This window comes from Leptospira kirschneri serovar Cynopteri str. 3522 CT, assembly GCF_000243695.2.
GTDB lineage: Bacteria > Spirochaetota > Leptospiria > Leptospirales > Leptospiraceae > Leptospira > Leptospira kirschneri.
In genome coordinates this window covers 47,079-60,936 of the sequence record NZ_AHMN02000007.1, presented here as the reverse complement: position 1 = coordinate 60,936, position 13,858 = coordinate 47,079, and the positions used below count along the sequence as shown (strand labels likewise).

Sequence of the window (13,858 nt, the reverse complement as noted above, 5' to 3'; positions counted from 1 at the left end):
TAACGATTAGAAAATTATTTTCATTATCAAAATAGGGTTTTAATTATCGGAATTAATGAGTTTTCTAAATTCTCTTGGAGACTTACCGGTAAATTTTACGCAAGCCCTGTGAAATGAAGAAGCCGAATTAAAACCACATTCTAAGGCAATTTGAAGTAAATTCATGTGAGACTTGTTGCGAATATTTCGCTTAACGTCTTCAATTCGATTCATATTTAAAAAGTCGGCGAATTTCATCGACATATGTTTATTGAGATAATATGAGGCTTGATGGGTAGAAAGACCTAAATAAGAAGCGAAATCAGGCAATCTGAGCTCTTCATCCGCATAACCTCTTACTTGTAAGAAAGAATTAATTCTCTCTTCAATTTTTTCTAGTTCTACACCTTCTAGAATATTTCTACTAGATTCGGATTGAATTTCTTCTTCTGACTCAAGTAAATCATCATCCGAAAAATCAGTAAGTTCTTGATCCATCAATACTTTGTTGGATTCTCCATAAGCTTTGCTAAAAAGTACGGGAAAGAAACGTTCAATTAAAGTAATATAAGCGATCATGAATCCAGGAATGAGTTCGGAAAACATAAGCATTTTCGTAGACTGAATTATAGTTCCGATTAAATCCAAAATCAGAGAAGAAGTAATCGCAAGCGTTACGAAAGGAAAGTTAAAAAAAACGTTCGGCTTTTGAGAAGAGCGAATTTTATAAATGGACCAGCCGGATGTGTAAAGTGTAATTAAAATTGCAACTGAATCACAAAAACAGATATAAATTGTACCGGGTAGAAAAAATGCAGCGATCAATGCAAGTGGAATGATTGCAGTCAATCGTTTACAGTAAAACCAAGGGTTTTGAAGACGATCCAGAATGAACATCATACAAACTAAAACCGCCGCAGAAGCATACAAAACTAAACCAAAGTAAATTCCTAAAAACAAAGAGTCTTTCAGTAATCTTGGATCTGTTTGTTGTGGAAAGATGACTCTATTGTTTGCCATCAAAAAAATACTGACGCTCAAAAGAATCGTTCCATAAGCTTTACTGAATTCGTCTTTTCTCCCAGTGTAAAGTTTCGTGATCGCCATTACGATTCCAGTCCCAACTCCGGCCGCATGGGCGTAGAATAGGTTCATTTCTGAAAATAGAGAAGATATAACACCGTATAAATTACTTGCATTGAACATTAGAATGAATTCCCTCGAAAAAATTTTTGAAAACGCAAAACCGCCATTCTATGGAATTTTTGCGGCATTGGCGTTTCACTAAGGCGATTTATTTCCACTGATTTTATTATAGCGCTCGATTTTGAATTCGGTCATCGGTAAATATAATTTAGAAATAGGAAAATTATAAATATCAGATATGCTATTTTAGGATGTCCTATTAATTTGAAATTTTTTGAGAAGAACGGAGGACAAAATGACCTTAGAAAACTCCGTCTTAGATTGAATTTAATCATAGACAAAATTTAATTTCTAAATTGAATATCCGCAGAGGAAGACTGAAAGTGGATTACTTTTGTTTGAGTTTCTCTAAATTGTTTTGGAGACATCCCGGTCTCTTTGAGAAAAGCTTTATAAAAAGAAGAATTTGAATTAAAACCAACTGCAATTCCTACAGAAACCACAGATCGAGAAGGGTCATTGATAAGCATCGACTTTGCTTCTTCTACCCTAAATCGATTGATGTAATTGTTGAAATTTACGCCTAGATGATTATTCAAAAAGAAAGAAAGTTGATGTACAGAAATCCCAAGTTCTTCCGAAACATCTGGGAGACGAATGTCTTCATCTAAATAAATTCTTTCTTCTTTAATAATATGAATTAGTCTTTTTTCGAGAGCGTTTATGTCTACATCGTGTAAGAGAGAGCGTTTGACAAAGTTTTTTCCAGATTCTGAAGAGATTATATCTAACAAATTAGGGCGGATTAAGGTTAAAAAATAATAGAAAATGACAGTAAATGTAGTGTGTACACTGGAAAGTAAAATGAGAGATTTGTTTTCAAAAACGATTCCGAGAATTTCCAGAGGAATACAAAGGGAAATTAAAATAACTAAACTAAGAATTGTTTTAAAACTTATCGCGGAGGATTCATATTTTTTGTCGATGAAAATGTTCGCAACTGCAATGACGAAATATACGAATACGTATAAATCTGCTGCAAACAAGAAAAATTCGAGTTCTTTACTTCCTTGTTGTTCGTAAAAAGTAGCAATTGGAAGGCTAAGAATCAACGGGCCAATCAGGTTCCAATAATAAATTAAAGGAAGTTTCGAATATCTTTTAAAACTCATAGTGGAAATTAAAAAGATAAGGGTCCCACTCGCTGCTAAGGCGACAATATCGATTAAAAAGAGAACTTTACGAAGCCAAGTTTGAGGGATCGTATTTAAAACAGATTCATCTATAAATTGAAAGATTGCGGTGAAGATTAAAACTGACGAGACCAGATAATCGATTTGTTTTCTTGCTCGAATCCAATTTCCAATTCCTAAAACTAAAGCGAAGCCCGCACCAAATCTTATTAAGCTTAATAAGATGTCTTGATTTAATATCGAATCTAAAATATTCATCATAATCCATTGTTCGCTTTTTGTTTTCCTACATTTATTTTTTCGAGAAAATCAAAATGCATCTTTAAATTAAAAGTTTAAGCAAACTCACCTAAGATTCATTTTTAAATTGAAGCCGATTTCAATTTAAAGGAATCATTTTATATACGAATGTGAAAATGACATTTAAATTGTAAAAGAAATTTTTAATATTCGCGGATACTTTTATTTTGATTATTAACTTTATAGATAAAGATCGTTTCAGGAGATGAAAAGTTTCTTTTTTATGTAAAAAATTTGAACACTTATCATTGAATTAACTTTAAATTTTTCTATTTATAATATAAAGATATTCAATTTTAAATAAAAACATTTCATTTTTTAATTAGTCTTCAAAACCTATTAACTTCGGTTTAAGCATTTTGAAAATTGTTTTAGAGTTTTCGAAAGTGATAAACCAAATTGAGTAAAGGTCCAATTGTATCTAACGTTCTATTGATTCATGAAATTAAAAAGAATCATTTCTGTTTATTTAAGGCGATTCATAGTCAAATAAATGAAATCATGTCGAATCCAAGGATACTTATTTTGAATTTTATTTATTTACAAGTCAATTTATCTTACTTCCTAGATTTGAAAATAATAAACTTTGAGTGAATTCTCATTCGTAGCAAGAAAATATTCAAAGCTACTTTAAAATAGAAATGGATCTATTCGCTTTATATATTTTGCAGATTAAAATGTTTTTGTCGGCCCATTTGTTCAACAGCTTGAGAAATAAAAGTTTAATTTTATCGTTTTATTACGATTTGTCGTATTCTATTTTTTTAAGATTTGCTTTTGAGATCTTTTACAGATTTCTAACTGTTGGGACTAATTGTAATTTTGACGAAAATCGGCCCTTGAACATAAAATTAGCGATACCGTTATATAACTATCGGCAATTCAATCATCCAAAAAATTTATAGTTTCAAAACTAAAAATTCTCTCTAATTTTATGAAATGTAAGTCTCTATAAGTAGTAGAGTAAACGAAATCATCCGCTTTAAACAGAATCGTTTAAAACGTAAACGTGCTTTTGTTTCTGAATATTGAATTTAGTCTTTTAGAAAGTTGCTTTGAAAACAATTGATTTAAAAAATTTGCCGTTTTGTAATCTTGCACACTTTGTTTTCAGCCATAAATTCGAAAATTTTGATAAAACCTATTTGTAGATTGCTGAGATTGGATAATTTCTTTTGAACTTTAGATTATAAGATGAAAAGAAAGGAGTAAATTTTACTATATAATAAGTCTATGATTTCTGAGTACAGCGATCTTTACGTTGAAAATAAAGCTCTTTCATCGGATACATATAGTTATTCGCTGTATAATCTTGAGGGAAAACAACTTTATTCGGAACCGAATTATAATCCTTTATTGGATTTAGATCCAAAACTTAAAAAAGCAGTCGAAAGATTCATTGATTATGGCAATTCTAATGTTTCTACGTTTCGAAGATTCAAAAATGATAGAAACATTCAACTTATGGTTCGATCCGAAAATGATCGAATCTACAAAGTTAATTTTGAAATCAATACAAAAGGAGGTTATGTACTCGCCCATATAGAATCTACGCGCAATTTATCCAGTACAGAGAAAAATAGAATTCAACGATTTCGATCTTTAAAACATGATTTAGTCCGCACTTTAAAATTAGAAAAAACGTATTTTTATCTCATTAATATTGAAATTTATAATCATCCATTTCTTCATAAATATGAAACTCAAATATATGAAGCGGTTTTTTTAGATTTACATACTGAGTTTTTGACCATTACTAATAGTCAAAACGTAGGCCTTAGAATTTCTACGAATCAAATTTTTTTTGCGTATCAAATCAATAAACCAGACGTAGACATCAACTGGATTCCTTCTAGTTTGATCTCTTACATGAAAAATACAATTCAGATAGACAATCATGAATTTCATTTAAAACTTTCTATAGGAGGATTGCACACTTCCGAAGCAGATACGAGTCCCCTCAATATCCTCAAAGGTTTAAGGGCAAATCTTAGAAAGGTGATAGATTCTCCTTTTAGTAGATACTCAACTCAAAATCAAAATGATTCTTCCAATTTGATCGCAACATATTTATCCCTTAGAAATTCAGTACATAAAAAAGAACTTTTACTGTATTATCAACCAATCGTAAATTCGGAAAATAAAAGCCTACATTCTTTAGAAGCCCTTTCTCGTTGGAATCATTCCGCCAAAGGAATGATCAGTCCGGATATTTTTATTCCTTTGGCGGAGGAGTCTGGTCTGATCAGTTCTATCGGCACTTGGGTAATTCAAAACGCTCTTTTAGATTTGTCTCAGATCCAAAAAAGTAATTCTTTCTCTTTCAATCCTATGATCTCGATCAATATATCACCTTTTCAATTGAAAAATCCTGAATTTGCAGACAATTTAATTTCTTACTTTTCGCAATTAAACTTACATCCTAGTTCCGTCGTTCTTGAAATAACAGAGAGTCGTTATGAAGAAACTGCTCTCATTATTGAACAAATGGCGATTTTAAAACGTTTTGGTTTTCAGATTGCGATTGATGATTTTGGAATTGGGAATTCTAATTTTTCTAGAATTGAAAAAATTGAATGTGATTACGTAAAACTGGATAAAAGTTTAATTATCGGAGTAGATACAAATCAAAGTAAGAGAAGCGTTTTAAAGGCGATTTCTCAGGTTCTTTTTTCCCTTGGAAAGAAAATGGTTTTTGAAGGAATCGAAAATGCTGAATTGGAAAGTATTGCGATTGATTACGGAGCGAATTTTTTACAAGGATTTTATTACGGAAAGCCTACACAGATTACGGATTTGTCTTCTTTTCAATTTCAGATCACTTCTTAAAATAAGCTTCTAATTTAACGTAACAGGAACGTAAGAAAATGTGGCGGAATTCGGCTTGTCATAGGTGGGCTGGACCAGGCTTTTTAGCTCTGGTCAATAAATTGCATACAGAAAACGTAATACAATATTTCACCTTAAGTTTCAATTTAGAACGCGATCCGTAGAGAGCGTTATATGAGTTTTCCCTAATTTTGGGTGGCAACTCAATGAATTGCTTCCCATGGGTCGCAATTCAGGAGGAAAGGCTTGAGGGACTTTTCTCTATCAGAAAAACATACTTTTTGCAAGTAAAAAACCTCATTTTTGTCGGAACACTTGAATAATGTGCGTTTTTTATCCCACAACGCGATCCATAGAGAGCGTTGTGTTGAGTTCAAGAAGCGAGACGCTTTAGTTTGAGAGAGCCGTTGAGCTGAGTTCAATTTTGATTCTAAAATCCTATTCAACTTGTAGGGCTGGTTATGATAGAGAGCATTCTGCTTTAGTTTCCCGCATCGATCCCTTTCGCGTTATAACGAATTCACGTTAATTTAGAAATTAGTAAACTTTTTATACTATTCTCATAACTAGATAACAGAAGTATCCAGTATTTTACTTTGTGATTAGTTTTTATAAAAAACTTAAGTTCCTAAGTTTTATAAAGATCAATCATAAAAATTTTTCATTGTTAGATGTATTTTCTTTGAATATCTATAAATTCTAAAATTAGAGCGTTTCTTTCAATGATGATAAAAGAATTAATCTTTTTTACCAGTGTAAATGTTTATGAAATTATCAAAATAAAGTATTCGAATTCTAATTACGAATTCGAATTGATAAGTTAGAAAAACATAAAATCCTAAATGAACTGAAGATTTTGTAAGTATAAAAAGGCGAATCGTAAAAAAGTGGTCCTTTTATAGAATGCTGCGAATGAGTTCGTTGAATTTTATAAACTATAATTATGTCAAATGTTTTAGAAAACACATTAAAGTTTAGAAAGTGTTTCAATGTGGTAAATTTGAAAATTTGTATCAAAAAAATCTTAATAAACACTTTGTTTTCGGAATCATTTAGCTGTTCCTTTCTAGATATTAACTTTTTTACAAATTGAGTTTAGGTTTAATTTTAAATGTGTTTTTGTCGACTAAAAGCAAACCTAAATTTTTTTCAAGAAAAGAGTTAAAATGATAAAGTTTAGCTGTTAGCTATGCTTGGTTGAAATTCGATTATTCAAAAAATTAAATATTCTATATATTTAATTTTATAATACTCGAGTTAAGTTTTAGACGAAGTAGGATCGATTTTTGTATTGAATCCATTATTAGTGATTTGTTAGACATCTTATGCGCAAGAGTATGAAATTTAAAATATGAGGAATGCGAATGCAAGTTAGTAATGAGTTCGTTACATTCAATGTACATGGAGTGTCTGCCAAAGTAATGTTGATTAAGCTGTCAGGAGTTGTAGATAATCGTTCCATTTTGAATGTTCGAGATATTATTTTATCTATTCTAGAGGAGTTTATCGGATTATATATTTTAAACTTAAATGGAATCGAAAATGAAGAGTTTATCAATCTTACCAATTTTAGAAAGATGCTTTCCGATTCGATTCGTATGAACCATAAATGTATTATATTCTCTGAATCTAAAAAACTGGAGTTATGGATTGAAAATTATTCGATTTTTAACGGGATATATCTTGTTAAAAACGATACTGAATTGACCCGGGTTTTAAACGAAAAAGTTGTTCGTGACGATTTTATTGAAAATTCAAACGATGAATCTGATATTCGATTGCATTTGGATTATTTAATCAAAGACGGATATTGATTACTTACGAGTTTAATTGAAAAGAAGAAATTTTTTTAAAACCAATTTTAAAAATAAAAACTTCTATAAAAATCTAAAGACAACTGTTAAAAACAAAATTATAGGAAAGAATCAAAAAACACTAAAAACCCAGTAGAAATAAGACCAGAAGAAAACTCAAAACTACCTATCAAAAAAGTTAAAAGCAATAATAGAGCTTGCGAGATAATTTTCAGATCTTCTTTCCCAACGAATTAGGATAGTCCTGAATCGATTGTGCCAACTGTTAGCTCTTTCAACGACCCAATGTCTAGGTTTTCTTTTATATTTACCGATGAGGGCTTTTTTCCTAATATGAGATCGAATGTTTCTTCTTTTGATTAAAACTTCTATATCTTTGAAATCATAACCTTTATCTAAACAAACGCGAGTTCGACGTAAGAAAGTCGAAAAAGTAGTAGTTCCCATATCAGCAACAACTATTAAAAACTTCAATTTCTCAGTTTTGTGGGAACTGCTACGTTTTTAATTTCTTTACGTGGGGAATACGTTTGCTACCAACTTGGCGATTAGGTTTGTACAAACTCTTAGAGAGGAATATCAAAATAGCGAAAGAAAGAATCGATCAAGCAATTAAAACCAGAAAATATTTTGGAGAAAGAAGTATCCAAGGAAATATACTTTGAGTCGAGTCGAAGTTAAATTTGAAAACACAGAAAGGAAACTTGATTCCTTTCTGTGTTATTCACAAACCTTTTGTAATCAGAAATTGATTGGACGAAGATTTCCTTATTTCAACGGCGATCTCGTTTCAATTACTTATAGTTACTGATGATCGTTGGTAAGTGGAAGATCATATTTTTCCTAGCTGTGTTCGTTAAATTATCGTTTCCACTCGTTGCGTTGGGACTATCGCCAGCATCGAGCTGAGGAGAAAAGACGTTGTCCGCCGAAGTTGAGTCCCAAAAAAGAACTTTATCAATGGAAACGTTAAATAAAATACTTCCCCCGTCTTTTTTAGAAGAGTCCAGATCTACAACCAATATGTATGGATCTTTTATATCCAAATTATTGATGGAAGCCGGCGTCTTGAATTTTAGTTTTTGTGTGGGGGAAGCAAATTCAACGCCTGCTACAGATGGTGGATTGAGCACGCTTGTAGGATCTCTGAAAGGGTTAAGAATGTCTGGAACTGCAGCTTTAAGTATATGACCAGAATTTGCGTCGATCGCTAATTCGGTCATCATACAACTACCTGAGGAGAGATTCTCCATTTCTCCCGATTTTAACAAATCGGAGTAGATATAACTCGAAGAGTTCAGAAAAGATTCCGGACAATTTTTATTAAAAAGTTTTGGACTTACGTCGCCTCTGATAATTTCATCGTAGGCTCGGTGAGACTCAATATTAGAAATAGGATCATTTAAAATCAAGTCCACATAACGGTATGAATTTTCAGGGACATCTTTCGGGTCAAAATAATAAGTAAAGTCTCTGGCGATGATTCCTACTCGATCATAGTCTTGTTTTTCCGCTTCTGGAAATGGAGTAATTGGAAGAAAACCCGAACTTAAAGTACTGTCTCCGGTTTGTAATCCGATGGGCATAAAGCCACTTCCACACATTTTTGCGCCTGGGACAACATTTGATCCCGATAATTCAAACATTATAAAATTCGCATTTTCTAATGTCTCACTTCCTTTTGCCGGTCCACCTTTTGCTACTGATTTATAAGCAACAACTTGGCATACTCCGATAGAAATTGCAGCTGGCGTGATAAAATGATCGTTAAAACCATCCGCTGCACCGTCTCCATAATTTTGAGGGTTGTCTCCGCCAAGATCCGTTAGGAATGCAGAAGCGTTACTTTCTCCGATTCTAGATTGGGATGAATTTGCCGCAGTGCGCGCTGCCACAAGGGTATTGATATTGGAAATGCGGAACTCGGCCTTTGTTCCACCATTAAGCAAAATTGCCGCTAACAATAAATCATTCTTATTGTCTTTACCTTTTGCACAACTTACAAATAAAATTAAGGCTGACGATAAAAGAGTCATGAACTTAACGTTCAATCTGCATTGTTTCATATTATTTAAACCTCTAATGGTGTTAACGAAATAAGTAAGGGGCTTGTGCCAGCGGGTGTGAAATTTTAAGATTTTGGTTGAAAATTTAGCTTTTAACAGCACTCAAATTCTGATTATTAACAGAGGTGTATAAAAATGATGCTTTACGTAGAGTCGAAAGTGGGAACTCCCACTTTTTAACGTTCTTACGCCAAACCTAGATTAATTTAAATCGTTCCAAATATATTCCAAAATACAATCCGCGTAAAAGTTAATTATTTGCTGTAGTTCCCGCATTTTTTTGAAAAATTCAGTTTTATAAAAACTTACGCCGAACTCGCGTTAAACAAAGATGTTTTGGTTTCTTTCTTCTTTTTCCGGAAAATATTAGGATTGAATTCAACGTATCCTTTACACCGTGTTTGTCATAAACATTAGCTCCAGTCAACGCAATTGCCAAAGGAATTCCATTTCCATCTGTAAGAATTATGCAGTTTAACCCCTAATTTAGCACGGTCTGTAGGGTTTTTCCCAGTTAAGCTCCCCCTGTGGAAGCTTTAACCATTGCTGAATCCATCGAAGCCCAGTCCCATGCTATTTGATTCTTTATATCATAATATTTTAAAATAGATTTATAAGAACCTATCCAGCCCCAGTTTTTTCTTACGGAAAAAACTGGGGCTGGATAGAACCTTGCAGCTTGATCTTTCTGATAAAGCGAAAAACTCAAGCCGTCTCGCTTCTATTGTCGCTCGACGAGTTTTGGGACGCGCTGTAAATCTTTTTGAATACTCCTACTCGTTCCCATTCTTGAAATCTTCTGTGACAAGTTTGGCCAGATCCAAACTCATTCGGAATGGCACGCCACTGACAGCCTGTTTTCATTCGATAGATGATGCCTGCCATTACTAATCGTGTTGGTGACCTCCTTTCGGATTTACCTTTTCTTTCGGGATGAATGGGGCTATTTGTTTCCAAAGTCCATCCGGTATCTCTGAATAATATTTGTCCATTTCACAAGTAAATAATTAACGTGAGTTCGGCATAACAAATGCGAAAGCGATTGTAGCGGAAATTCCGAAGGAATTGGAGCGAAAAGCGCGGTCGTGAGCCATTTTAACTATGAAATTTGCGAGCGATTCGCCCCAATTTTCTTACGTCGAACTCACGTTAATTACGATTCAAAAGTACAACCAGTTTTGAGACCGGCTCTGATTTCGTAACAGATTTTATCAGATCCTCAATCATAGACATCTGTTGTATCAAATAGCGAACAAAATATACTGGGAAAAACTCGAAAAGTATTACACAGAGAAGTTTGGTTTAGAAATACGATTGTTACTGTTCCCTAAAAATTGATTACCCGTAAATGTTATGACAAAGTGTCGGTTAACGCGTATATGAAAGGTAATAGAAGTTTATTTAGAAAATCCTTATTGGCAATATTCTTGTGGTAATGAATATCTCGAACATGATCCAACAAGTTTAGTAAGTGGAGAAAACGAATCGGTTTCGAAAGTGTAGAGAAATGTTTAGAAGAAACAATCTTTTTATGCCAACGAGAAGGCCAGATAAAATATCAAAAGTTTAAAATGAAAATTTTTGATATTGTTTTGAATGTATTAGATATTTCTTCTGAACCCGAAATAAAAATCGACTTCGAGTTCAGAGAAAAGACAGGCGATGATCAAAATGTCATTGCCTTATCTAAGGCTTCGTCTAAATCGATCGACATCGTAATCAATTTATCCAGTCGAGTTAATTCGAAAATTTTATTAATCGAGCTAGGGATCGCATATACGATTAAGGCACCTTTCAGTTGTTTCATCAGTTTGGCTTGTGTACTGATAAGAACTGCAAGTCCTGAGGAGTCTATATGCGTTGTAGACGATAAATCCAATAGAAGTACTCTCGCTCCTTCATCAATTTTCGAATTGAATAAGTCTTTGAGCTTCTTTGAAGAAAAAATATTTACTTCCCCGCTCGTTTTTACGATCGTCATATGAGGTTTTAGTAAATGATTTACGTGAGAATTGGATATAATCTCTACGGATAACTCATCTTTTGAATTGTTTGTTGCTTCCATTTTTGTTTTCCTAAAAGTTAATGTTAATTTTCATTTCGATTTTCTGATCCTTTTCTACCGAATGTAGATTTGGGGTTGCCGGCATTTCTTGAAAGAAAAAAGAGAATGTAGCCGGGAAAGTGACTATTGCGGTATTGAATAAATAAGTACAGATCAAAGATATTAGAAAAAGTTGATTTAAGTTTTTGTGTTTATTAAATTCTCCATTGGGCTGTTCTATCCAAAGAATAGAACCATCTCCTTGAGGAACGAATAAAGGAGTTTTCCCTTCTGCATTTTTTGCTTCTATAAATTCATAAAGACTTCCTATGGCAAAAAATGCAGCGGCTCCCATCAGGGCATATCCACTTTTTGTATATCCTTGATTTTTAATATAGTAACCAGGAATTAAATAATCCAAAATTGTAATGGGTTGAATTTCTTTTTCTTTCGGAAGAGGGGGCTCTTCTTTTTTTTCTTGGCTCGCTTTATAAAATACCGAAACAATTTCTTCTTTTGGAATTAGAACCGAGTTTGGATCTGATTCGTTTTGAACCGAAATTCCGCTTTCATTTACACTTTGAATAAGGGATAAAATTTCCTTTTTATCTTTGGACGTGATCCGTATTTGAAAACCTGTTTTAGAAAGTTGCTCTAAAATTTTGGTAGAAGGTGTCTCTATACTGATCGATTCTAAATCTTTGAAAGAGGCTCTAAGATATCGATTCTCGTCCACATAATAAACTGTATTTGTATTGAGTTTAATGACCTTTAGGCTACATTTAGGTTCTGATTGTTCTTTAAAATGAATACAAAGAAGATTTCCTTCCTCTTCGAAAAATAATTCAGCTATGTCTTTTTTTAAAATTTTTATATCTTCACCTTCGGTTGTGATAATAATATAATCCGACGTTCCCTCTGTTTCTTTTAAATCTCCCGAAAGCTGTTCTCCCGATTTTAAAATTACTCTATGTGAATATAAATGGCTTGTTAGAAAAGTAAAAAGTAAAATGTAAATTAAAGTTTTTCTCATTTAGACAACTCGATTTGAATCGGAGAATTTAGACTGATTTTCTTTTTAGAATTCTTTTCGATTAAGGTAATGGATTGGTCGTCTTCAAAAATAGCTTTTAAGAACGGAATCTTTTCTTTGTTTTGAACAAATAAAAGTTTATGAGAATTTTTAATGGAATTCTTCATAAGACCAATAGAATCAATCGTATAAGTTGCGATTGTAATTGGAAAATGAGCCGAGAAAAGTTTAGTCTCGTCTCCGTTTATGATAATCTTATCTCCGTACACTGGAACAGAATCAGTGACTTGAATGGCAATGTAATTTTTACTTTCAGCCTTAGTTTCTTCTTCCGCTTTTTTTAAGAAAGCTTCTGACTTGGTGACCACTGCTTGTAATTCTGAGCTTAAGAGACTTTTCTTTTCATCATCAGTGTGTCCGGTTTTATTAGAATTGAATAAACTTTCCTCAGCGCTAGAATGTTTTAATTTTTCGGAAGACGCTTTGATTTCCGCGGCCTCGCTTGCGTCTCCGAGCCTTTCGGCGTTTTTATCCGAAATTTTTGCGATTTCACTTCCTGCGTTGTAATAGTGACCCAACATCATCAATCTGCGATTTGCCTTAATCGCAATTTCTTTGTCGGTATTGGAAAATGCAAGTTTTGCATATTCGGTGATGGCAGCGTTTTGATTACCAGTCTTTTCTAAAGAATATCCTTGAATGTATTTCATCTCCGCAGAAGTCATATCGGATTTTGCAAATTCTTCTAAAACTTTAGAGTAGTTCCCTTTTGCAAAATAGGCCCTTGCCCTGGATTCGGGACTATCAAAATTTTCTTCAATTTCTTTAGCGCTTTGTTTGGATCTTTGTATGATCGCAATTAAAATTTCCGCGTCGTTTGCAAATACGGTTCCGGGATTATTTTCTAAAACAGATTCTAAATCTTTGAGAGCATGATCAAATTCCCCTTGGACAGCGAGACAAAAACCTTGGTGTAAAAGAATAAATCCGCTTTCGTCCGTTCCTTTGGCAAATGCGTCTGTCGACTCTCCATAGGCTTGATAAGCCTCTTTGTATGCTTGATTTCTTTCCAAAGCAAAGGCGTGTTCTAACAGGCGGATTTTAGTTGAACTAATCTCGAAATCGATGGGAGGTTTACCAGTGACAAAACGAACCGCGTTGATCAAAACAGAACCAAAACTCTGTAGAATTCCAACGCTAAATGTTTCTAATTGATTACTTTCAATTAAGGAACTTTGTAAGTTATTCAGATTCATCTCCGCTCGAATGTTGTCTCTATTGGACAAAATACTTTCGAACTTAGATCTTAGAATTTCACTCGAGAAAGAAAAATTGAATAGCTTTCTTTTTTCCAGAGTGACTTTTAATTCATAGAGTTTTGTATCCAGTACGATCAATCCAAAAAAAACGATCAATAGAAATCCTATAATTGCGATGAAAAAGCTCTTTTTCAT

10 protein-coding genes and 1 pseudogene are annotated in these 13,858 nt (G+C 33.1%); 2 read left to right on the top strand and 9 right to left on the bottom strand.

Features of this window, described 5'->3' with window-relative positions; all coding sequences use genetic code 11:
• Window positions 1-39: 39 nt before the first annotated feature.
• A complete protein-coding gene (locus LEP1GSC049_RS217000) occupies window positions 40-1,185 on the bottom strand; it encodes a helix-turn-helix domain-containing protein (RefSeq protein ID WP_016560752.1) in 1,146 nt (381 codons plus the stop codon).
• 284 nt (window positions 1,186-1,469) lie between these two features.
• Entirely contained in the window at window positions 1,470-2,576 is a 1,107-nt protein-coding gene (locus LEP1GSC049_RS217005) for an AraC family transcriptional regulator (protein ID WP_004750195.1), read from the bottom strand.
• 1,275 nt (window positions 2,577-3,851) lie between these two features.
• Here LEP1GSC049_RS217005 and LEP1GSC049_RS217010 point away from each other — a divergent pair.
• Window positions 3,852-5,447 carry an EAL domain-containing protein gene (locus tag LEP1GSC049_RS217010; RefSeq protein WP_004757413.1) on the top strand — a complete coding sequence of 532 codons (1,596 nt, stop codon included), beginning with the start codon at window positions 3,852-3,854 and terminating at the stop codon, window positions 5,445-5,447.
• Window positions 5,448-6,868: 1,421 nt separating this feature from the next.
• A complete protein-coding gene (locus tag LEP1GSC049_RS217015; RefSeq protein WP_004750078.1) occupies window positions 6,869-7,261 on the top strand; it encodes a hypothetical protein in 393 nt (130 codons plus the stop codon).
• A gap of 162 nt (window positions 7,262-7,423) precedes the next feature.
• Here the strand turns inward: LEP1GSC049_RS217015 and LEP1GSC049_RS217020 are convergent.
• The 7 genes and pseudogenes from LEP1GSC049_RS217020 to LEP1GSC049_RS217045 all read right to left on the bottom strand — a co-directional run.
• A pseudogene (locus LEP1GSC049_RS217020) lies at window positions 7,424-7,552 on the bottom strand (IS5 family transposase); the annotation flags it as partial.
• 503 nt (window positions 7,553-8,055) lie between these two features.
• The gene (srpA, locus tag LEP1GSC049_RS217025) at window positions 8,056-9,297 is read right to left on the bottom strand and encodes a sigma factor sigX-regulated lipoprotein SrpA (protein ID WP_004757695.1); all 1,242 of its coding nucleotides are present in this window, start codon (window positions 9,295-9,297) and stop codon (window positions 8,056-8,058) included.
• A 544-nt stretch (window positions 9,298-9,841) separates the two neighbouring features.
• Complete coding sequence (locus LEP1GSC049_RS217030) at window positions 9,842-10,036, bottom strand: hypothetical protein (RefSeq protein ID WP_004757356.1); 195 nt, start codon at window positions 10,034-10,036, stop codon at window positions 9,842-9,844.
• Window positions 10,033-10,212 (bottom strand): transposase, encoded by a 180-nt coding sequence (locus LEP1GSC049_RS2000000228735; RefSeq protein WP_004750162.1) that lies wholly within the window; start codon window positions 10,210-10,212, stop codon window positions 10,033-10,035. Before LEP1GSC049_RS2000000228735 ends, LEP1GSC049_RS217030 begins: the two co-directional genes overlap by 4 nt.
• Before the next feature lie 781 nt (window positions 10,213-10,993).
• Complete coding sequence (locus LEP1GSC049_RS217035) at window positions 10,994-11,392, bottom strand: STAS domain-containing protein (RefSeq protein WP_004750244.1); 399 nt, start codon at window positions 11,390-11,392, stop codon at window positions 10,994-10,996.
• A 10-nt stretch (window positions 11,393-11,402) separates the two neighbouring features.
• Window positions 11,403-12,404: an LB_137 family protein gene (locus LEP1GSC049_RS217040; RefSeq protein WP_004750251.1), complete on the bottom strand. Its 1,002-nt coding sequence runs from the start codon at window positions 12,402-12,404 to the stop codon at window positions 11,403-11,405.
• Window positions 12,401-13,858: a hypothetical protein gene (locus LEP1GSC049_RS217045; protein WP_004759864.1), complete on the bottom strand. Its 1,458-nt coding sequence runs from the start codon at window positions 13,856-13,858 to the stop codon at window positions 12,401-12,403. Before LEP1GSC049_RS217045 ends, LEP1GSC049_RS217040 begins: the two co-directional genes overlap by 4 nt.

Excerpts from the sequence above, each read along its gene's own strand:
- LEP1GSC049_RS217000 (WP_016560752.1), bottom strand. The coding sequence starts at position 1,185 with ATGTTCAATGCAAGTAATTTATACGGTGTTATATCTTCTCTATTTTCA.
- LEP1GSC049_RS217005 (WP_004750195.1), bottom strand. The coding sequence starts at position 2,576 with ATGAATATTTTAGATTCGATATTAAATCAAGACATCTTATTAAGCTTA.
- LEP1GSC049_RS217010 (WP_004757413.1), top strand. The coding sequence starts at position 3,852 with ATGATTTCTGAGTACAGCGATCTTTACGTTGAAAATAAAGCTCTTTCA.
- LEP1GSC049_RS217015 (WP_004750078.1), top strand. The coding sequence starts at position 6,869 with ATGTTGATTAAGCTGTCAGGAGTTGTAGATAATCGTTCCATTTTGAAT.
- srpA (WP_004757695.1), bottom strand. The coding sequence starts at position 9,297 with ATGACTCTTTTATCGTCAGCCTTAATTTTATTTGTAAGTTGTGCAAAA.
- LEP1GSC049_RS2000000228735 (WP_004750162.1), bottom strand. The coding sequence starts at position 10,212 with ATGGCAGGCATCATCTATCGAATGAAAACAGGCTGTCAGTGGCGTGCC.
- LEP1GSC049_RS217035 (WP_004750244.1), bottom strand. The coding sequence starts at position 11,392 with ATGGAAGCAACAAACAATTCAAAAGATGAGTTATCCGTAGAGATTATA.
- LEP1GSC049_RS217040 (WP_004750251.1), bottom strand. The coding sequence starts at position 12,404 with ATGAGAAAAACTTTAATTTACATTTTACTTTTTACTTTTCTAACAAGC.
- LEP1GSC049_RS217045 (WP_004759864.1), bottom strand. The coding sequence starts at position 13,858 with ATGAAAAAGAGCTTTTTCATCGCAATTATAGGATTTCTATTGATCGTT.